The following is a 20,388-nucleotide window of genomic DNA, read 5'->3' as shown; positions in this document are numbered from 1 at the left end:
AACGTCATGATTTCAAAAACCAGTGCAGTACAAAGCGCGGATCGCTCCACGGCGAGTATTGCATCGCAGATCACCGCGTTGCAAAAACAACTTTCCAGCCTGCAAAAGCAGCTTGTTTCGACTTTGAAGGATGCGGCAGCAGAACCGGACTCTAAACTGACCGACATGCGTGTGAAGATGCTGCAATTGCAAATCACCTCGATCGAATCCGAAATCAGCCGGCTAACTCAAATGGCAGCAGCACCTGCGCTAAGCGACGCACAGCAAAGCATGCAGGAAGCGACTCAGGATGCGGCGACGAACGCAACACGCAAAAAACAATCCACGCTGTCGTCAGGCGGCAGCGTGGATCTCTACGTCTGAATCGTAAGGCCGGTCTTGTCACACACACAGCAAGCCGGCTGCCGCCCCGAGCCGGGCGGCAGCTACCCGGCACTACTTGCCTGGGCTGCTCAAATTAGCAAAACTGCCACTGACAAAGGCCGTAACTGCATCGGCCAACAACTTGTGTGTATGCGTGGTCGGATGCAGCGTATCCCAGAATACGAAGGAATCGGGGTTGTTGCACTGGGAACGCGCTGTCTGCGTTTGCAGATAGTTGGTGCTGGAGTCGGTATTGATGTTCAGGCAGGACTGCGTGGTGTTGCTGACCTGATACTTGGCTGGGTTGGTCAGCAGATCGTTGAACAGCGCGTAGGTATCATACAACTGGATATTCAGGCTGCTTCCGTACTGTGCCCGTAGTGAAGCCACCAGCGCAACCAGGCGATTGTTCAGGCCCGTTACCTGCGCCGCTACCGTTGCACCATTGGTTTTGATGGTAAACACCGGCGCTTTCGAAACGTCGGGCAGTTTGAGCAGCAGGATGTTGCGGGCGCCCGACTGGATCAGGTTTTGCAAGGCCTGCGTTTCGCCGCTGATGACCTGATCGACCGTGCTGTTGTAATTGACCAGATCGTTGCCGCCGATCAGCAGCGTAAACAAGGTGTTCTGCGGTTGGTAGTTCTGCGCCTTCTGCATGTACGTCGTGTACGACTGCACCTGCTGGATCACGCCCGGAATCACCAGATTCTGGGTAGTCACACCTGCGCCGCCGATGGCCCAGTTATATAACGGCAGTTGCAGATTCCCGGCAAGGTATTCCACCCAGTTATTACCGTTGCTGAAATGCCCCAGGAACCAGCTATTGGAGTTTGGCAGAGTCCAGTTCGATGCGTTGTAGATGTTTTGATTATCGGACAGGCTGTCGCCGAAAGCGACGATCTTGTTGATGCCGTTCTGGGCGACGCTGTCAGTGGTCCAGACTGTGTAGTTGAACGACAACGCATTGTCGGCTGCAGCGACCATGGCTACCGGCTGGCTGATGCCTTTAGCGGTGAGCGTGCTCTGGCAAACCGATTGCAATGTGTTTTGCGTCACATCGCTATAGAACATGTTTTGCCAGTTCAACAGTCCACCCGCCCACCAGTAGCCGTTGATGCGGTAGTAATCGCCGCTGGACGGTCCAGCCCCCAGACATAGGTGGTGGTCGGTTTGGTCGGATTGTTGTTGGTGCGGTAGAAACAGCGCAAGTAAGTGTAGGTACTGGTGCTGGCCGTGCTGGCAACGGCCTCCGTGCGCAAGCTGGTAGCGCCAGTTTTTTTAGCCGACTGCGTAGATTGCTGTTTGAGCAACTGCTCCTTGGACAGTGGCCGGAAGAAGACAGTTGATGAGTGAAACGGGCATCTGGTTTTACATCAGGAGACACTTGTGCCAAAGCCATGCTGGAACACAGGGTACAAAGTACGAAGAGTGTTTTCATTGCTGGTTTCCTTATTGTAGTTACTGCGAACGGCAAGTTGGACGACAGGAATGGGCCGGCAGCCAGACAGCGGGATCAACTGCCGACGAATAAAAGCGGCATCGACAAATCCAGAACACCACATCTTTCAATGACAAAACGTTATCGTTGATGCCCACGGCGATATTGCCACAAAGAAATTACTTAATGGTTACGTAAAACCACTAAAGATGTTTTCCTCTAATTCCAGTCCACTACTTACCCACAGAAAATGTGGACAGTCCTGTTGATAACTGCCCAACGCTTTTCCTATGTGATTGATTTATATGGATTTTTTCCTACTGCACACAGTTGCCGCGACAAGTTGGCGGGGCGCCATCCGGATTGGTTTAAGAATCGTTTAATCCAATGCGGCTAAACTGAAGCATTTCCGGCATATCGCCGGTTGCCTAAGGAGCTGGGCTCATGCGTTTGTTGCTGGTGGAAGACGATCCGATGGTGGGCGAAGCGGTCCGCAAGGGACTGCGGCAGGACGGTTTTGTCATTGACTGGGTGCAGGACGGCATCGCTGCGCAAAGTGCGGCCGTCCAGGAAGACTATCAATTGATATTGCTGGATCTCGGCTTGCCGAAAAGGAGCGGGCTGGAAGTACTCAAGGCACTGCGTGGCAGCGGCAAGCAGATTCCAGTACTGATCCTGACTGCGCGCGATGCAGTATCTGACCGCGTCGCCGGACTCGATGCCGGTGCCGACGACTATCTGGTCAAACCCTTTGATCTGGAAGAACTGGCAGCGCGCATCCGCGCCCTTCTGCGGCGTCAGTCGGGACGTGCCGAACCGTTGATTGCGCTCGGCGAGCTGACTCTCAATCCAGCTACGCATGAAGTCTTGCTGCAAGGACGGCAGGTGAACCTGTCGGCCCGCGAATATGCATTACTGTGCGCGTTCCTTGATCGCCCAGGCGCCGTATTGTCGCGCGCTCAACTGGAAGAAAAAATGTACGGCTGGGACGACAGCATTGAAAGCAATGCGATAGAAGTGTATATCCACGCCTTGCGCAAGAAGCTGGCAGCAGCTTCATCAAGAATGTTCGCGGCATCGGCTATATGGTGGCCAAATGACGTCGATACGCCGCGGTTTGCTGTCGTGGCTGGCAGTCGGCCTGGGCGGCGCCATCTTGCTCGCCGGGATTGCTCTGTACTATCAGGCACGCGGCGAAGCCAACGAGCTATTCGACTATCAGATGAAACAGATCGCCGCCTCCCTGCCACGCCAGGCATTTGCGCTGGTCGATCCAAGAGCCGACAGCGGGCCGGAACTGGAGGACGACATCATGATCCAGATCTGGGACAACACCGGTGTCGTGCTATACCACTCTCACGGTCAGTCCAGTCTGCCGCTGCAAGCAGAATTGGGCTTCACCAATGTCCGCCAAAGCAACGGTGTGTGGCGCGTCTACAGTGCGCAGATCGGCAACACCGTGGTGCAGATTGCGCAGCCGCAAAGCGCACGCAACCAGATTGCCGCGCAAATGGCCGTCAAGACTGTCACGCCGTTGCTGCTGCTGTTTCCGTTGCTGGGCATCTTGATCTGGATCGCGGTCGGCCGCGGGCTGGCGCCGATCAAGCGCGCGGCGGCGGAGGTCCAGGCGCGCGACATGCATGCGTTGTCGCCGATACCGGATGCCAAGCTGCCGCAAGAAATCCAGCCGTTGACGCAAGCCCTGAACGACTTGCTGGGCCGGCTCGGGCAATCGATCAATGCGCAACGCGCGTTCGTCGCCGACGCCGCGCATGAATTGCGTACGCCGTTGACCGCGTTGCGCCTGCAGGTGCAACTGGCCGAGCGCGCCAACAACGACAGCGAACGCCAGGCTGCGTTTGGCGACTTGAAGAACGGCCTGGAGCGCGCCACCCATTTGCTGCAGCAACTGCTGACGCTGGCGCGCCAGGAGCCGGGCGCTTTCGAACAGGCCCATGCCGAACTCGACCTGAATGCGCTGCTGCATAGCGTGATCAGCGACTTCGCCCTCGCCGCGGATGCTCATCAAATCGACCTCGGCATCAGCAAGGAAATACCGGCTACCGTGGTCGGCAATGCCGATGCCTTGCGCATCTTGTTCAACAACCTGATCGACAATGCATTGCGCCACAGCCCGGCCGGCAGCAGCATCGACATTGCCGTCGCATCCGAAGAAAGCGGCGTCACCGTGTCCGTGGAAGATCACGGCTCTGGTATTCCAGAGGCGGATTTGCAGCGCGTGTTCGACCGCTTTTATCGTGCCGCCGGTAGCCAGTCGCAAACACCAGGCAGCGGCCTGGGACTGGCCATCGTCAAGCAGATTGCCGATGCACACGGCGCCGCTGTGACGTTACACAACACTGGCCACGGCCTCCTTGCAAGTGTCCATTTCTCAAATTGATTGCAGCTCGACGCTGAAGAAATTTATCTGCGGGCCTTTAAGTTTGTTTTAATTTTCACTATTTATGCTGTGTGCTATCGAGTCGTTTTAGTCTCTGATTTCAAGCTCAGATTTTCAGCTTCGTTCGGGTGCTGAAACGGATTGGAAACGACATCGGTTCATCCATCTGCAAAGGAGCACAGCATGAATCGCCTGAATTTTACCCGTAGCACCATTGCCGTCGCCGTACTGGTTGTCGCCGGTGGCGCTTACCTGCATTCCAAGGGTGGAGAAATCGGCATCCCCGACGCCAATGCAGCGACGCAGGTTGCCAGTGCAGCACCAGTGGCGCCGGTTGCGAATGCCGCGCCGGCGGTAGCCGTAGCAACCGATTTTTCCGGCATTGTCGACCGTTTCGGACCGGCCGTGGTCAACATCAGTGTGACCAGCAAACCAAAGCAGAGCGCGGTCTCAGACCAGGACGAAGACTCTGCTGACCTCGATCCTAACGACCCATTCTCGCAATTTTTCAAACGCTTCGGCCCGCAGCTGCAAATCCCGCGCCATCCACAAATCATGCGCGGTGAAGGCTCAGGCTTCATCATCAGCCCGGACGGCTTGATACTCACCAACGCCCACGTTGTCGATGCCGCACAGGAAGTCACCGTCAAGTTGACCGACCGCCGCGAATTCAGGGCCAAGGTGCTCGGCTCCGACAAGCAAAGCGACATCGCGGTGATCCGTATCGACGCCAAGAATCTGCCGACGGTGCAGATCGGTAATCCGACGCTGACCAAGGTCGGCGAACCGGTATTGGCCATCGGCTCGCCATACGGCTTTGAAAATACCGCCACCGCCGGCATCGTCAGCGCCAAATCGCGCTCGTTGCCAGACGATACCTACGTACCGTTCATCCAGACCGACGTTGCCGTCAATCCCGGCAACTCGGGTGGCCCGCTGTTCAACATCCGCGGCGAAGTGATCGGCATCAATTCGCAGATTTACAGCCAGACCGGTGGTTATCAGGGCTTATCGTTTGCCATTCCGATCGACGTCGCCACCAAGGTCGAACAACAGTTGGTGAAAAGCGGCAAGGTCACCCGTAGCCATCTCGGCGTCAGCGTGCAGGAAGTTAATCAGTCGCTGGCTGAATCGTTCGGTTTGAAAAATACTACAGGCGCGCTGGTCAGTTCAGTTGACAAAGGCAGCCCGGCTGACAAGGGCGGCATGCAGACCGGCGATGTGATCTTGCGCTTCAACGGCCAATCGATCAATCACTCGGCTGATCTGCCAAGCCTGGTGGCCGACACTGTGCCCGGCACGTCCAGCAAGATCGACGTGATCCGCAACGGCCAGGAAAAGACGCTGGTCGTCAAACTGACCGAAGCAGAAACTGCCAAGTCGGCCCGCAACGACAACGGCGCCGGTTCGCAAGGCAGGCTGGGGTTAGCGCTGCGCGAACTCAGTCCGAATGAGCAGCAACAGATCGGCACCCGCGGCGGCCTGGTGGTGGAAGATGCCTCCGGACCGTCCGCAGTGGCCGGTATCCAGCGCGGCGATGTTATCCTTTCGCTCAACGGCACGCCAGTCAGCAGCGTCGAACAGTTGCGCCAGCTGGTAGGCAAAGCCGGCAAGAATGTGGCACTACTGGTGCAACGCGACAAGGACAAGATCTTTGTACCGCTGACCTTGGGTTGAATGATCGATTGAGGGATGGCGGGATGACAAAAAGGATAGCCGCGCATGAAATTCAATAATCTGTCGCAACACATCCTGCCCTCCTCCGCCACGATGATCGGTGTCTGCATCACTGCGCTGTCGATCATCAAGCTCGCAAGATTCAGCGGACTGGCAATCTGGCTCGGGCACCTGCTGGCTCTCAACAGCCTGGTGTTCCTGAGCAGCGGCATGCTTTCCTACGCAGCAATGCGCTCCACGCAAAGCATTCGCCTGGAGCAGTATGCCGACATTGCCTTCATTTTCGGACTGACACTACTCAGCCTGTCGACCGTGTTCATGGCTGTAGTGATTGAGTGACCGCTCCCGGATTGAACTCTCAATCCGGCCAAAGTTACCCACAGAATCTGTGGATAGTCCTGTTGATAACCTCATTGCGACTTTGTTATGTGCTTGATCTATATGAATTTTTTATAGCTGCACATTGTTGACGCTACGTTAATCGTCAATGCCTACAATTTGGGCAATATTGGCTTTGAATGTTTGCTCCGGGAATGCCGTCCTGATGCACCGGCACGTTGCCGCGCAATCGCCATTCAATTATTTGAGCGTACGCTCACTCCCATTGCATGCGGCCCGTACACACGCCGGGCCAAGCTACATCATCACGACTCAATCGAACTTCCTCCCCCTGCAGCACAATTTGAATTGCAATCCATTTTGAGCTTGCCTAATCTGTAATACTCAGACGGCCCGATAGACCGGCGCCAACACATCAGATCCCCCGCACTTCCGTAGATCAGATGGTTTTGTTTTTAACAATAAAAAGCAGGCTAGAAAAAATATTCATGAAAAAATGTCGGCCACATGTCGATTCAACGATTACCAATTCGACTGACAAGTAAGGCCGGATTTATCGGCCATACTAAAGTGGCACCGGCCCACCACCTCAAACCAAATGGAGATTTAAGATGCGATTCATGATCATACGCAAGGCAGACCAGGCGACCGAAGCGGGCGTACTACCCAGTGGCGAATTGCTTGCAGCAATGATTAAGTACAACGAAGAAATGATACAGGCTGGCGTCATGCAGGCCGGCGAAGGACTGCAACCTAGCTCCAAGGGAGCGCGCATCAAATTCACAGGCGGCAAACCAACTGTAACCGATGGCCCGTTTGCCGAAACCAAGGAGTTGATCGCCGGCTTCACGATGATCCAGGTGAAATCGAAGGAAGAAGCGATTGCCTGGGTCAAACGCTGGCCTGCCCTCGACGCCGACGGTGGTGTCGAACTTGAGCTGCGCCAGGTATTCGAAGCGGAAGATTTCGGCGATGCGCTCACCCCCGAACTCAGGGAAACAGAGGAACGCTTGCGCGCTGCGAGTGCAAAACTATAAACGCAACTCCCCCTTCATCCCAGCACCCCAACAAGGAAAACCATGATCAAGACCATCGCCATTCTCATCGTCGTCGTACTTGCCGCCGTGTTGGGCTATGCGGCCACCAAGCCCGACACTTTCCGTGTGCAACGGACCATCTCCATCAAGGCCGCACCGGAAAAGATCATTGCCCAGATCGACAATTTCCACAACTGGACTGCATGGTCGCCTTATGAGAAACGCGATCCGGCGATGAAGAGAAGCTACAGTGGCGCCGACAACGGCGTGGGTGCCGTGTACGCATGGGACGGTTCGAGTGACGTGGGTTCCGGGCGCATGGAAATCACGGAAGCATCCCCCTCCTCCAAAGTCGCGATCAAACTGGATTTCTTCAAGCCGTTTGAAGCTCATAACACTGCCGAATTTACCGTAGAACCCCAAGGCGACGGCAACATTGTCACTTGGGCCATGTATGGCCCTTCGCCTTTCATTTCGAAAGTGATGGGCCTGTTTTTTGATATGGACCATATGATCGGCAAGGATTTTGAAGCCGGTCTGGCCAACCTGAAAGCCGTCGCGGAAAAATAAGTGCACTGATTCCCATACGAGCGGCATATTCAATCACTCATTAAAGGATTGCATCATGAAATTGATTCCCTATCTTAATTTCGACGGTCAATGCGAAGCCGCATTCAAGTTCTATGAACAGGCACTTGGCGGCAAAATCGTCTTCATGCTGACGCACGGGAATTCACCGATGGCGGAGCAAACCGCACCTGAATGGCGCGACAAAATCATGCACATCCATCTGGAATTCAACGGCATGGCGGTGATGGGATCCGACTGTCCCCCGGGGTATTACCAGAAGCCGCAGGGCGTTTCGCTATCAATCAACGTCGACAAGATCGCTGATGCAGAACGCTTCTATCATGCGCTGGTCAAGAACGGCAACATAACAATGCCTCTCGACAAAACCTTCTGGGCCGAACGCTTCGGCATGGTCCAGGATCAGTTCGGCATCTCGTGGATGATCAACTGCGAAAAAGAAGTGTGACAAACCGACGTATCACAAACGGGTGATTTCCCTCACCCGTTTCACCTTCTATCTGCCGGGCTTGGCGTCATCCCGTCAAGTCCGAAAAACGGATCGGCTGCGCACGCGGCGAACCGGTTAAGCCGCCGCGGTCTTGACGACTGTTATCCGGTCGATGAAAAATTCGCCGTCGATGCATTTCCGGTGCGGTACGCCGGCCAGCTGAAATCCTGGGCCACCTTCCTTCACCCATATCTTCGCAACGGTATCAAATTCCTCGACTTCGAGACCGAGCATGGGCGCCGACAACACGAATTGCGCGCCGTCTTTTTGCCGGTCCAGAACTTCTTGTACTGTCTTTGCCATGATGTTGATAATTCTATTAGTGGTAATTGATCAGCCGTCACGCAACAGCTCGCGCGGCAATTCGTAGGTTTCCTTGATCGCCTGCAGCACGATGTTGGAACGGATATCGAGCACGCCCGGTATCTTATAGAGTTTTTCCAGCACGAAAGCGGAATAATGTTTCAGGTTGCGCGCCTTGACGCGCAACAGGTAATTGGCATCGCCGGTGATGATATAGGAACCGACCACCTCCGGATATTTCTGTAGCGCCTCCATGAAATTCTCATGCCAGCTTTCCACATCGCGGCGCATTGTCACCTGCACGAAGACATCCAGCTCCAGCCCAAGTTTTTCCGGATTCAGCAACGCACTGTAGCGGCTGATGATGCCTTCCTCCTCCAGAATGCGCACCCGGCGCAGACACGAAGACGGCGACAGGAAAACCTTTTCCGCCAGATCTTGGTTGCTGATCCGGCCATTCTGCTGCAACAACGTCAGAATGCTTAAATCGATGGCATCGAGCTGCATTGAAATTATCTTTCAACAATATTCAATAAATATTGAATTTATTCTAAATTTAGCCAAAATTGTATAGTAATTTCGTAGAAAAATTCTAATCAGCTCGCCTAAAATATTTCGTCGAATCGACTATCGTGCCACGCCAATGACGAACAATGCCCACAGTGCCTCCAAACCCATCTGGGACATCAGCCCCATTCTTTCCCCACGTATTCCAGTCTGGCCGGGCGACACCACCTTCAGTGCGCAAACCACTTGGGAAATCGCCGAAGGTTGCCCCGTGCATGTCAGTCGGATAACCCTCTCCACGCATACCGGCGCACATTGCGATGCACCTTCCCATTACGATCCGCAAGGCTTGTCCATTGACCAGGTCGCGCTTGATGCCTACATCGGCCCCTGCCGCGTGATCCATTGCATCGGCGCTTCGCCGGTCAAGCCGCAAGACATTGCGCATGCACTGAATGATGTGCCGCCGCGCGTGCTGTTGCGTACTTATGCCAGCGCACCGCAAGCCGAATGGGATCCGGCATTTGCGGCCGTTGCGCCAGAGACCATCGATCTGCTGGCGCAGCATGGCGTGCGTCTGATCGGCGTCGATACGCCATCGCTCGACCCGCAGGAATCAAAAAACATGCTGGCGCACCACGCAGTACGCCGCCACGGCATGGCGATACTCGAAGGTATCGTGCTCGATGCGATTGGCGCCGGCGATTACGAACTGATTGCCCTGCCCCTGCGCCTGGCCGGCCTCGATGCCAGCCCGGTCAGGGCGATATTGCGGCCTCTTTAACTCTTCTGGAACATGGCAATGATCAAGCACATCAACACTCGCGCAGCTTGTGAAACACTTGATGCGAACGATCCACTGGCGCCGCTGCGCGCGCAATTCGCGCTGCCGCCCGGCGTCGTTTACCTCGACGGCAATTCGCTGGGCGCACGCCCGAAAGCGGCACTGCAACGCGCCCAGAAAGTGATCGAAGAGGAATGGGGCAACGACCTGATACGCAGCTGGAACAAGGCCGGCTGGTTCGATCTGCCCGCACGGCTGGGTAACAAGCTGGCGCCATTAATTGGGCCGGCGACAACGAAGTGGTCATCACCGATTCGACGTCGATCAACCTGTTCAAGATGCTAGCCGCCGCGCTGCAGATGCAAGCTTCGCAGCCGGACAGCGCGACGCGCAAGGTGATCGTTACCGAACGCGACAACTTCCCGACCGACATCTACATGGCCCAGGGCCTGGCGGAATGGCTGGATCGCGGCTACCGCATCCGCCTGGTCGATTCGCCGCAAGAACTTTCCTCCGCAGTGAATGCGGAAACCGCTGTGCTGATGCTGACTCACGTGAATTACCGCAGCGGTCACCTGCATGACATGCAGGCAGTGACGGCCGCCGCACAGGCACATGGCGCATTGGTGTTGTGGGATCTGGCGCATTCCGCCGGCGCACTGCCGATCGACCTGCATGCAGCCAATGCCGATTTCGCCGTCGGTTGCACCTACAAGTACATGAACGGCGGCCCCGGTGCGCCGGCCTTTGCCTGGATCGCTCCACGCCATCACGCGCAATTCCGCCAGCCTTTGTCGGGCTGGTGGGGACATCGCGCGCCATTCACGATGCAGCCCGATTTTGCGCCAACCGACGGCATCCGCCGCGCCTTGTGCGGCACCCAGCCGATCGTGTCGCTGGCGATGGTGGAATCCGGCCTGGACATCTTCGCGCAGACCGACATGCAGGCGTTGCGCACCAAATCGCTGGCGTTGACCGACCTGTTCATCGCCTTGGTGGAAAGCCGATGCGCCGGTCAGCAATTGACACTGGTCACGCCGCGTGATCATGCGCAGCGCGGTAGCCACGTCAGCTTCGCGCACGCGCACGGCTACGGCATCATGCGCGCACTGATCGCACGCGGTGTGATCGGCGATTACCGCGAACCGCAAGTGATGCGCTTCGGTTTCACGCCGCTTTACACGCGATTTATCGACGTCTGGGACGCGGTCGAATCGCTGCGCCAAATCCTGGTCGATACAGACTACGAAATCAGCGCGCAACAAGAAGCCGTGACCTAATTAGCACCAGGAGACAAGAATGGAATGCCCGTACAACGAAAAAGGTGCCTGGCACGGCGCCAAGATGGAATTCAAGGAAGACATGAGCTACGGCGATTACCTGGCGCTCGACCAGGTGTTGTCGGCCCAGCGGCCGCTGTCGCCGAATCACAACGAGATGCTGTTCATCGTCCAGCACCAGACCAGCGAGTTGTGGATGAAATTGATGCTGCACGAACTGCATGCGGTGCGCGCGCAGCTGCGCATGAATATGCTGTCGCCAGCCTTCAAGATGATGGCGCGCGTCGCCCGCATCATGGATCAACTGGTGCATGCCTGGGATGTTCTGGCGACCATGACGCCGCCCGAATATACAGCGATCCGTCCCTATCTGGGCCACTCCTCCGGCTTCCAGTCGTATCAGTATCGCGAGATCGAATTCCTGCTCGGGAACAAGAATGCAACGCTACTGCAAATGCATCGAGACTCGCCGGAATCGTTTGCGCGGTTGGACGACGCGCTGAAGCAGCCGTCGATTTACGATGAGGCAGTGATGCTCATGGCGCGTGCCGGATTGGCAGTCGACGACGCCCGGCTGGCGCTGGATTGGAGCCGCCCCACCGTCGCCGACCAATCCGTGGAAAACGCCTGGCTCACGGTCTACAAGACGCCGGACAAACACTGGGAGTTATATGAACTGGCCGAGAAACTGGTCGACCTCGAAACCTCGTTCCGCTTCTGGCGCTTCCGTCACTTGACCACGGTGGAACGCGTGATCGGGTTCAAGAAAGGCACCGGCGGCACCGAGGGCGCGAGCTATCTGAAGAAGATGCTGGATGTAGTGCTGTTTCCGGAACTGTTCTCGCTGAGGACCTCTCTCTGAGAGATTGGCAAGACCAGCAGCACAAAGCGCTCACGCCTTGCTATTGCGCGCCGTCGCCCGTTCGCGCGCGTCCTTGACATCTCCCGGTTCGCAACGCATTTCCAGCAACTGGTTGACGGCAATTTCGTCGGCCAGGGAAGTTGCCGTCACCACCGCGCCAAAAAAATTCGTATCGAGGCTAAGTGCGTTATATATACGCTTGCGACCTTGTTCGTCCTGCGGCAATTGCAACACGACCGTGAGATAGGTTGGTGCGCCGCCTGCATCATCGTTCTGCGGCAGAGCCCTTTGTGAAGCCTGCTTGCCGACTGGACTCAATGACTCGACCCGGGGCAATTTCTGCACCATTTCCACAGGCACATCTGTCCGCGCTTCAGCCGCCAGTTCCTCCACCGACACGATCACCGTAGTGTGCTCTCCCGGCCATTTTTTTACACCGCCAATGAGTTCGCACGTGCCGCCGGTGACCTCATATTCGCTCTCGGAAATCTTCTCATAATGAAAAGGCTCCCAACCGCCCACACCATGCTTGCGAATCGCGACGGCTTCCAATGCCATGGTCACCGGAGCACCGTTCCCCAGCATGCCTACCGCACTCAATTCAGTTTCGTTACCCGTTGCTTCATCCATCTTGCCGCCTCATTGACTCATTGATACCTTGGTTAAAACGGATTGCTGACCTTCACCACAGGCGCTGTCGGCAACACATCAGGCAACGTCCGCGCTTCCATCTCGCCGATCACCTGATTGACCAGCACCTGCAGCGCCTTGGCTTGCTCCAGTCCGCGCGCGTCCAAGGTCAGATCGAGATCGCCAAACAGGCTGACACGATCCAGGCGGTTTTCAACGTTCAATTTACCGATGGCGAAGGTCGCACTTTCGTCCGCGAATGGCGTAAATTTAGACATGGGACATCCCTTTCTGAATCAGGCTGGTTAAAAAATTCATCAACATTTTCAAGAAATCGTTCAGCAATCTCGTCAGCAAATCCGTTTCCATTTTCTGGACCTGTTGCGCCGCCGGCTCTGCCCGTTTTTCCGGACTGGTTCGCTCGCCGCGCATGCTTGCCCCGGGCAATTTCATCGCCACATCCTTGACGTGCTTCGGCACGCCGGGAAGCAGGTTGATGCGCAAGGTATTTTCGAGTTGCGTGATCGACATCTGTTCGTAGTGCGAAGTATCTTCGTTCTTGATGAAATATGCCGCAGCTTGTTGCCTCTTCGGACTATAGACGACTTTATAGATATAAGTTGGCACCAATACGTTACCGACCTTCTGCAGCTCCTGCCCCAGAAATGCCGGTCCGGTGATCACATACAGTTCGCCGTCATTCACCGCCATGTTGCGCACAGCGCTTTCGATCGCGGCCCAGACATGCCGGTTGTTCTGCGGATTCTGCGGGATCATGTTGGCCAGGCTGAAACTTTCGTACTGCGAAGTCCGGTTCGCCATGTCGCCGTTCGGACTCATGTGGCCGCGGTCAAAGCCGGAGCGCGCATAGTCCTTCAGTTCCGCCCGATCATTGATCAGCAGCGCCGGCTCGGGATGGAAGGAATTTTCACGTGACAGGGTCCGCGCCGCATCAACGTTATTGCGCGTTAAATGCTCGGCCGACCAGAGCGGCGTGCGCGTGATGCCGGAATGCATGACGACAAATGCCTGGTAGCAAAGCTCCTGGGTCTGGCGCGCCAACTTGTCGTTGAGAATCCTTGGAGCCTGGCCACCGGCATAATGAGATGAGCAATCTGTGGCAAAAGCATTGGAACTGAGAAGAAACAGAGAAACGAGAAACAAACGAAACTTGTGCGGCATTGCTCACCAAAAACTGTATAAATACACAGTATAAGGTTTTACTCAAACCGCTCCAAGCACAATCCTAATTTTTCTTCTCAATCCGTGCGCCCGAATAATCCGGCACCAACGCTCAGTGACGGCAACACGTCACCCCGGTTTGCGGAAACCATTCTCGACCCAGGTACTGGCGCTGCTCTGGCTCAGCTTGAAGGTGGGCGCAACACGTACCTGGGCGACCTGCTCGCCGTCCTCATCGCGAGCGCTCAGCAATGCATATGGAAAATCGTCATCAGGAACGATATCCAGTGTCACGTTGTAACTCGCAGAACCATCACTCACAGTCATGTTCTTGTGTAATATCGCGTGCAATTGCTGTTCGTGGCGGCGCACGAATTCAGTTGCCGTCTTGACCAGCGTAATGAACGCCGGCGCATCCAATGGCTTCGGATTTTTCTTGTCGCGCCCCATGGTCCATGGGCCGACCAGCGCCGGTTCCGGCTCGCCATCCTTGATCATCGCCACCGCCCAGCCGTCGTCATCGTCGTTCTTGATAATGCGCGCGGTCCAGCCGTCATCGCGCCACAAACGCGGCTCCTGAATAACGTAACTATCAGCGGCTTCGGTTTCAACGGGCAAATCGGGGGCTTGCGGGGAAATATCGGTCATTGCGGAGTGGGCACGTCGAAACGGCGGGGAAATGTCGGGAACAGCGAATTGTATAGTACAAAGCGCAAGATGACGGCAACGCGCCAGCATTCCAGAATATCGACAGAAATGTCGATCGATGCCGCATCGAGGAAGCGCATACACACGAGTGTGCGAAGCGCGCTTCTTCGATGCAGGGGCGCGTCAGTTATAAATCGGCAGCGCGAGGAACAGCTTGATCACGATCGCATTCGCAATGTCGATGAAGAAGGCGCTGACCATCGGTACGACCAGGAACGCCAGCCGCGACGGTCCGAAACGGTCTGTCACCGCCTGCATGTTGGCAATCGCGGTTGGTGTTGCACCCAACCCGAAACCGCAATGTCCGGCTGCCAGGACCGCCGCGTCGTAGTTCGATCCCATCACGCGGAAAGTCACAAAGGCTGCATACAGCGCCATCGCAACCGTCTGTACGGCCAGGATCAACAGCACCGGCAAGGCCAGCGACGCCAGGTCCCACAGACGCAGGCTCATCAATGCCATCGCCAGAAATAGCGACAGGCTGACGTTACCAATGACCAGGATTGCGCGTTCAAAAATCTTGTAGCCGACCACCAGCGACAAACCGTTGCTCAACAAGACGCCAACGAACAGCACGCTGACAAACGTCGGTAATTCAAATACCGTGCCGTTCAGTCGATTGGCGATCATGGTGCCGACCGTAAGACTGACGGCAATCAAGGCCAATGCTTCGATGAATGATTGCGCAGTAATCAGTTGCACCGCCTTTGGTTGTTCAAAGCTCAGCGGCGCATCCTGCTGCTCTTCCTGAGCGTTTTTCACCATAGGCAATTTCACCCGTTTCACCAGGAATCCGGCTACCGGGCCGCCAATCAAACCACCTAGAACCAAGCCGAATGTCGCGCATGCTATCGCAATCTCAGTCGCCGCCGCTAGTCCGTGGCGCTCGGCAAACACTCGGCCCCAAGCTGCACCAGTGCCATGTCCGCCGGAAAGAGAAATCGATGCTCCCAGCAAACCGATCAAAGGATCCAGTCCCAACATCTTGGCCATGCCGATACCAATCGTATCCTGCAATATCAACAGACCCAGCACCACAACCAGAAACAGCATCAGGGTACGGCCACCTGCCTTCAAACTGGCAAGATTGGCATTCAGCCCGATGGTGGCAAAAAACGCCAGCATCAACGGCCCCTGCAAACCGCCATCAAACTGCACCTGCACATCGCCAAGTCCGCGCAGCGCAAACAACACCAGCGCCACCAGCAGACCACCGACCACCGGCTCAGGAATACTGTATGTTTTCAGGAAAGTCGAAGACGACACCAACTTGCGTCCCAGCAGCAATACCAATGACGCCGCAACCAGCGTTTCCAGGGTATCTAAAGCGATCATGTATCTTCCTCTTGTCTTTTAAGCAAGCGGGAGTATAGCAAAACTATATTGCGACTTTATCTTCGTCAAATGAAGTACTGCTAAGGGAGGTCACCGATGAGCAACGGTCCGGACGACTAGGCGTGAACCGCGACAAGAATGCTGCTCTTGACCCTCTCCACCAGCAACGCATCCATCGCCCCTCGCCACCACCGCATAGCAAATGTCTTGCGGCGCGAATGGCCAACGATGATGAGCTCTATTCCCAGTTGGTCGGCCAGGGCGCCGATCACATCGACCGGCTCGCCAATCTTGAAGTGCGTGATCACCTTCAGTCCAGCGGACGCCAGTTGCTCGCGGCCTCGTTCCAGCTCCTGCTGCATCATTTGCGTCTTGGTAGTGAATGCAATTTCCGGCGCGTAACCGCCGGCCATGCCATACGGTGATAGCTGGACCACCGCCAGCAGGTGAATTTCTGCCGAGGGATTCGGTTCGATGCGGATACATTCGTGCAAGGCGGACTTGCTTTCCGGCGTGCCGTCGTACGCCACCAGAATCTTCATGTACATGGCAGTCTCCTCACATTGCCGCTCCAACATGAGGAATCGGCCAATGCAATAGGGATATTCTGCGCTCTTTCGGATCACTTGTATTACGGCCCACGAACCGCTGTCACGCCAGCCAATCGCGCACCTGTTCCGCCACCCAATGCCCCGCATCCAGGGTCAGATCGTGACCAGCTGCTTCTTGCACCACCAATGGCGCTTGCCACTGCTGCGCCAGACGCTGCGAACAGCGAGGATCGATCAGCCGGTCAGCGCCGCCGGCGAGAATCAGTATCGGCGTTTGCGGTACGCTTGCCGGTGCACGATAGCGAATTGCCGCGCACAACTGGCGCAACGCGTTGCGATGGCTGACCGGTTGGTCGTGCTGGTAGCTGATCCAGGCAGCGAGCACTTCTGTTTGCTGCGGATGTTGATTACTGGTCAAGTCCAGCAACAGGCTTTCCTGCCGTTCGACGCGGCGTCGACTCAAGCCCAGCAAGCCGAGAGAAAGCAGCGCCGGGTAATTGCGCGGCCGCAAACGCCGATAGAACGGACTGACGGGGCGCAGGCTGGTATTGAGCAACACGCAACCATCGACCTCCTCCGGATAGCGCGCGGCCCAATCGGTAGCGACCATGCCGCCCAGCGACAAGGCAAACAAATGATAAGGCGGCTCAATAGCGCGGCTCTTGAGCTGGCTACGGCAGGCTTCGGTCATTTCCTCCACCCGCATCGGACTTCTCAATGTATGCAGGCTACCGTTGCCGGGCAGGTCTAGCAGTGTGATGTCGGCGTCGGGCACCAGCGAACGAAACACGTCTGGAAATTTCCCCCAATGACGGGACTCTCGCATCAAACCACGCAGGAACACCCACCTACTCATGATGCATTCCATGCTCTTGCTGAAAGCCGGGACTATCGGGCGTCCAATAGCGGTGAGCGCCGGCCGCACGGGTGAGAAACTCGAACCACACCAGATGGCTGCGCAACACACGCTGCAGCCGGTTGGGCGATTTCGGATTGAACATGCCCAGACGAGAAAACAGCTGGCGCGGATTTTCCCGCACCCAGAGCCAGGAACCCATCTCCAGCGTCAGCGGCAAGAAAACCCGGTCGCTTCTGGCTTGCGCCTGCAGATACAGGTAATCCCACAAATCGCCATGTGTCAGATACTGTTTGTTCTGCGCTTCGAACAGATAGTTATGTTCGCGATAAGTTTGATTGAATAGCTCCTTGAGGGCGAGGACTTGTGGCAGATGCGGAATCGGTGTGCGGCTGTGGGCGTAGGGGAACCAGATGCGGTCCTTCAGGCCGAAACCGGAATGGCAATCCAGCGCAATACTGAATTCGCGGCTCATCAGCTCCTGCCGTACAACGCTGCACAAGGCCTGGGCCTCCGCCTCCATCGGTGCGTCGGAGACACCGCGATACCAAGGCAGACGCGAACTGAAGCGCTGGCCGCCGAGCATGAAGGCGACCTTCTCGCTGGCGTCGACAGGTGCATTGCGCATCAGGTCGACACCTCGCGGGTTGCAGCGGGTACTGTCCCACATGCCGGCCGGATTAACCAGCGGCATGAAGACCAATCGTACTGAAGCCAATTGCTGATGCAGCGCCGCGTCCCACTTCAAGCGGCTCAACAGGCTACGCAAAAAGGAAAGCAGTACACGGGTGCCAATCCGTTCGAGGCCGTGGACGCCGCCAAAGAATCCGACCGCCGACGCTTCCGGACTCTTGCTGCCGATCGTCAGCGCATAGACAGGAAAACGATGCCCTTTCATCTGAATTTCGCATACGGTCTTGCTTTCCAGGTAGGGTTTTCCTTCCTGCATGATGCGTTCCAGCTCGATCAATTCCGGCAAATCGCAGTCCATTCTGGCGCCCCCGCTGTCCCGTTGGGTGGATGGGTCGGGACAAGGACAACTTTTGCGCCTAGTTGGCGACAATGTCAAGCGCACGCCACAAAAAACCACTTGCCGGCGGGATTCGACGCCGCATTGTCGATAAACAGATGATGCTATCCACTCTGAAAGCAACCCAGTCAACCTGCTAGAATTGCTCACTTTCAGAACGACGGGATTCCCATGGCCAGCTACGCTTACCGCCTCCTCAACGTGTTTGCCGAATCGACTTTCAGCGGCAACCAGTTGTGCGTATTCGAAGACGCACGCGGCCTGGATGCCCCCACCATGCAAGCCCTGGCGCTGCAATTCAATTTATCGGAAACCACTTTCATCCTGCCTTCAGATCGCGCCGACGCACGCGTGCGCATCTTCACTCCCGGCCATGAAATGCGCTTTGCCGGCCACCCGACGCTTGGGACCGCACATGTGGTGCGTGATCTCGCTCGCACCGGTCCTACGCTGTCGCTGGAACTCAACGCCGGAGTAGTCCCGGTAAGCGCCGAAGGCGACATCTGGACCCTGACTGCGCCCGGCCAACCGAAAACCGCTGCGGCCGATCTGACGCAAGTGGACATGGCGGCATTGCTCGGATTGAACGAAAATGATTTGCTGGCCGCGCCGCTATGGGTCGACACCGGCACCGATCAAATGCTGGTGGCGCTGCGTAGCCTCGATGCGGTGCGGCGGACGCGCCCCGACAGTAGCCGCCTGGATGCCTGGCCGCAAAACAGCATCGATCGCAAGACGGTTTATGTGTTTGCTTTCGACACCGAAAATCCGGGGCGGATCCTGTCCCGCTATTTCTACGCCAAGCCAGGCGGCGGCGTAGTAGAAGATCCGGGCACCGGCTCGGCCTGCGCCAACCTGGGCGGCTGGCTGCTCGCTCACGACTACACGTTACCGCTCAAATATCAGGTCGAACAAGGGGCGGCGGTGCAGCGCCCTTGCCTGCTGCGTCTAGCAGTGACGACCGAGCGCACCATCCAGGTTGGCGGCAAGGTCATCGAGATCGGTCGCGGGAACATTACGCTGTAGCCATTTTCTGCGTTCATCATGATTGCTTCATTTCCGGCGCCAGAGACAGGCCGCTACCGCCGCAATCCGGGAAAGACAGTGATTCATTGGTAAAATTGCCGCATACCAATTCGGAGAATCCATATGCTTACCAGCATCGCGCAGTTGGAAGAGATTTATGGCAAACCGCATGAACGCGCGATCTGGAAGGAAATTGATTTCCTGAACGAGGATTACCAAGCGTTTGTCACCGCCTCGCCATTTATCGTCATTTCTTCTGCCGGCCCCGAAGGCACCGATTGCTCCCCAAAAGGAGATGCGCCAGGATTCGTCAAGATTCTGGATGAGCGTACGCTGGCGATCCCGGACCGTCCAGGCAATAACCGCATCGACACACTGCGCAACATCGTCGTCGACTCGCGCATTTCAGTGCTCTTCATCGTGCCTGGTATCGGTGAAACGCTGCGCGTCAACGGCCGCGCGGAAATCTCCACCGATCCGGCCATGCTGGGCAATTTTGCGGTAAATGGCAAACTGCCGCGCACAGTCACCATCGTGAACATCGAGGCGGCTTATTTTCATTGTTCGAAGGCGTTGGTCCGCTCAAAACTCTGGGACCCATCGCAGCAACTGGAACGCAGCCGCCTGCCCAGTCCCGGGGCCATGCACGAGCGGCTGACGGATGGTGCATTCGATGCCGACGCTTACGATAGCGAATTGCCCGCTCGGGTCCAGGCAAGCCTATATTGAGATCGCAATTGAACGATGACGCGTGATCATTCCTGATTAACAACCCAGACACTCCATTCCGCCAACCGAAAAATCGTCAACGGGCACAGCTGCGCAATCATGTCGTTTTATTAATGATTGAAGGCCATTGCCGTTGCGCCGAGAAATATTCTTCGCCCCCCCTACCCGCGGGCCCGAATGTTTGTTACCTTGCTTGTAAGAATTTGTTTTCCACAGCAATGCTCTGTGTTGACAACCTGTCGCAAATTGGGCACATCAGTGAGCAAGCCATC

23 protein-coding genes and 2 pseudogenes are annotated in these 20,388 nt (G+C 56.4%); 13 read left to right on the top strand and 12 right to left on the bottom strand.

What is annotated here, in order from left to right; all coding sequences use genetic code 11:
- Window positions 1-6 precede the first annotated feature (6 nt).
- A complete protein-coding gene (locus CAter10_RS04970; protein ID WP_061532541.1) occupies window positions 7-363 on the top strand; it encodes a FlxA-like family protein in 357 nt (118 codons plus the stop codon).
- 72 nt (window positions 364-435) lie between these two features.
- On the opposite strand, the gene CAter10_RS04965 is transcribed toward CAter10_RS04970, so the two are convergent.
- Entirely contained in the window at window positions 436-1,449 is a 1,014-nt protein-coding gene (locus tag CAter10_RS04965; RefSeq protein WP_205630290.1) for an SGNH/GDSL hydrolase family protein, read from the bottom strand.
- Entirely contained in the window at window positions 1,446-1,673 is a 228-nt protein-coding gene (locus tag CAter10_RS23075; protein WP_061532540.1) for a hypothetical protein, read from the bottom strand. The genes CAter10_RS04965 and CAter10_RS23075 overlap by 4 nt, the downstream gene beginning before the upstream one ends.
- 572 nt (window positions 1,674-2,245) lie before the next feature.
- Between CAter10_RS23075 and CAter10_RS21800 the strand changes: the two are divergent.
- The 7 genes and pseudogenes from CAter10_RS21800 to CAter10_RS04925 all read left to right on the top strand — a co-directional run bounded on the left by CAter10_RS21800 (window position 2,246) and on the right by CAter10_RS04925 (window position 8,291).
- Window positions 2,246-2,901 (top strand): annotated as a pseudogene (locus CAter10_RS21800) (response regulator).
- Window positions 2,898-4,202 carry a sensor histidine kinase gene (locus CAter10_RS04950; RefSeq protein ID WP_061532538.1) on the top strand — a complete coding sequence of 435 codons (1,305 nt, stop codon included), beginning with the start codon at window positions 2,898-2,900 and terminating at the stop codon, window positions 4,200-4,202. Before CAter10_RS21800 ends, CAter10_RS04950 begins: the two are co-directional and overlap by 4 nt.
- Window positions 4,203-4,385: 183 nt before the next feature.
- Window positions 4,386-5,879, top strand: coding sequence for a DegQ family serine endoprotease (locus CAter10_RS04945; protein WP_061532537.1), 1,494 nt, complete (start codon window positions 4,386-4,388; stop codon window positions 5,877-5,879).
- A 45-nt stretch (window positions 5,880-5,924) separates the two neighbouring features.
- The gene (locus tag CAter10_RS04940; protein WP_061532536.1) at window positions 5,925-6,218 is read left to right on the top strand and encodes a hypothetical protein; all 294 of its coding nucleotides are present in this window, start codon (window positions 5,925-5,927) and stop codon (window positions 6,216-6,218) included.
- Between the two features lie 611 nt (window positions 6,219-6,829).
- Window positions 6,830-7,255, top strand: a complete 426-nt coding sequence (locus CAter10_RS04935; protein WP_061532535.1) for a YciI family protein — start codon at window positions 6,830-6,832, stop codon at window positions 7,253-7,255.
- 42 nt (window positions 7,256-7,297) lie between these two features.
- Window positions 7,298-7,825, top strand: coding sequence for an SRPBCC family protein (locus CAter10_RS04930; RefSeq protein WP_061532534.1), 528 nt, complete (start codon window positions 7,298-7,300; stop codon window positions 7,823-7,825).
- Window positions 7,826-7,880: 55 nt separating this feature from the next.
- Window positions 7,881-8,291: a VOC family protein gene (locus CAter10_RS04925; protein WP_061532533.1), complete on the top strand. Its 411-nt coding sequence runs from the start codon at window positions 7,881-7,883 to the stop codon at window positions 8,289-8,291.
- 117 nt (window positions 8,292-8,408) lie between these two features.
- Here CAter10_RS04925 and CAter10_RS04920 read toward each other — a convergent pair whose 3' ends face one another.
- Both CAter10_RS04920 and CAter10_RS04915 read right to left on the bottom strand, forming a co-directional pair.
- Window positions 8,409-8,636 (bottom strand): hypothetical protein, encoded by a 228-nt coding sequence (locus CAter10_RS04920; protein ID WP_061532532.1) that lies wholly within the window; start codon window positions 8,634-8,636, stop codon window positions 8,409-8,411.
- Window positions 8,637-8,666: 30 nt separating this feature from the next.
- Complete coding sequence (locus CAter10_RS04915; protein ID WP_128082981.1) at window positions 8,667-9,143, bottom strand: Lrp/AsnC family transcriptional regulator; 477 nt, start codon at window positions 9,141-9,143, stop codon at window positions 8,667-8,669.
- Window positions 9,144-9,279: 136 nt separating this feature from the next.
- On the opposite strand from CAter10_RS04915, the gene kynB reads away from it, so the two are divergent.
- The 3 genes and pseudogenes from kynB (at window position 9,280) to kynA (ending at window position 12,069) form a co-directional block, all read left to right on the top strand.
- Window positions 9,280-9,927 (top strand): arylformamidase, encoded by a 648-nt coding sequence (kynB, locus tag CAter10_RS04910; protein ID WP_061532530.1) that lies wholly within the window; start codon window positions 9,280-9,282, stop codon window positions 9,925-9,927.
- 18 nt (window positions 9,928-9,945) lie between these two features.
- A pseudogene (gene kynU, locus CAter10_RS04905) lies at window positions 9,946-11,207 on the top strand (kynureninase).
- A gap of 19 nt (window positions 11,208-11,226) precedes the next feature.
- Window positions 11,227-12,069, top strand: coding sequence for a tryptophan 2,3-dioxygenase (gene kynA / locus CAter10_RS04900; RefSeq protein WP_061532529.1), 843 nt, complete (start codon window positions 11,227-11,229; stop codon window positions 12,067-12,069).
- Window positions 12,070-12,099: 30 nt separating this feature from the next.
- Here kynA and CAter10_RS04895 read toward each other — a convergent pair whose 3' ends face one another.
- The 8 genes from CAter10_RS04895 to CAter10_RS04860 form a co-directional block, all read right to left on the bottom strand.
- The gene (locus tag CAter10_RS04895; protein ID WP_061532528.1) at window positions 12,100-12,699 is read right to left on the bottom strand and encodes a hypothetical protein; all 600 of its coding nucleotides are present in this window, start codon (window positions 12,697-12,699) and stop codon (window positions 12,100-12,102) included.
- A gap of 32 nt (window positions 12,700-12,731) precedes the next feature.
- Window positions 12,732-12,977, bottom strand: a complete 246-nt coding sequence (locus tag CAter10_RS04890) for a hypothetical protein (protein ID WP_061532527.1) — start codon at window positions 12,975-12,977, stop codon at window positions 12,732-12,734.
- Window positions 12,970-13,761, bottom strand: coding sequence for a DNA/RNA non-specific endonuclease (locus CAter10_RS04885; RefSeq protein ID WP_236905493.1), 792 nt, complete (start codon window positions 13,759-13,761; stop codon window positions 12,970-12,972). Before CAter10_RS04885 ends, CAter10_RS04890 begins: the two co-directional genes overlap by 8 nt.
- A 249-nt stretch (window positions 13,762-14,010) precedes the next feature.
- The gene (locus tag CAter10_RS04880) at window positions 14,011-14,529 is read right to left on the bottom strand and encodes a hypothetical protein (protein ID WP_061532525.1); all 519 of its coding nucleotides are present in this window, start codon (window positions 14,527-14,529) and stop codon (window positions 14,011-14,013) included.
- A gap of 183 nt (window positions 14,530-14,712) precedes the next feature.
- Window positions 14,713-15,924: a sodium/glutamate symporter gene (gene gltS, locus CAter10_RS04875; protein WP_061532524.1), complete on the bottom strand. Its 1,212-nt coding sequence runs from the start codon at window positions 15,922-15,924 to the stop codon at window positions 14,713-14,715.
- Window positions 15,925-16,040: 116 nt separating this feature from the next.
- On the bottom strand, window positions 16,041-16,472 hold the full coding sequence (locus tag CAter10_RS04870; protein ID WP_061532523.1) for a universal stress protein: 432 nt from the start codon (window positions 16,470-16,472) through the stop codon (window positions 16,041-16,043).
- A 103-nt stretch (window positions 16,473-16,575) separates the two neighbouring features.
- Window positions 16,576-17,331 (bottom strand): alpha/beta fold hydrolase, encoded by a 756-nt coding sequence (locus tag CAter10_RS04865; protein WP_061532522.1) that lies wholly within the window; start codon window positions 17,329-17,331, stop codon window positions 16,576-16,578.
- On the bottom strand, window positions 17,324-18,322 hold the full coding sequence (locus CAter10_RS04860; RefSeq protein ID WP_061532521.1) for a M14 family zinc carboxypeptidase: 999 nt from the start codon (window positions 18,320-18,322) through the stop codon (window positions 17,324-17,326). The genes CAter10_RS04865 and CAter10_RS04860 overlap by 8 nt, the downstream gene beginning before the upstream one ends.
- A gap of 210 nt (window positions 18,323-18,532) precedes the next feature.
- Between CAter10_RS04860 and CAter10_RS04855 the strand changes: the two genes are divergently transcribed.
- Complete coding sequence (locus tag CAter10_RS04855) at window positions 18,533-19,387, top strand: PhzF family phenazine biosynthesis protein (protein WP_061532520.1); 855 nt, start codon at window positions 18,533-18,535, stop codon at window positions 19,385-19,387.
- 123 nt (window positions 19,388-19,510) lie between these two features.
- Window positions 19,511-20,116: a pyridoxamine 5'-phosphate oxidase family protein gene (locus CAter10_RS04850; protein WP_061532519.1), complete on the top strand. Its 606-nt coding sequence runs from the start codon at window positions 19,511-19,513 to the stop codon at window positions 20,114-20,116.
- Window positions 20,117-20,388 lie beyond the last annotated feature (272 nt).

Source organism: Collimonas arenae (assembly GCF_001584165.1).
Taxonomy (GTDB): domain Bacteria; phylum Pseudomonadota; class Gammaproteobacteria; order Burkholderiales; family Burkholderiaceae_D; genus Collimonas; species Collimonas arenae.
The sequence above is the reverse complement of the archived record's forward strand: the minus strand, read 5'-3'. Positions and strand labels throughout refer to the sequence as shown.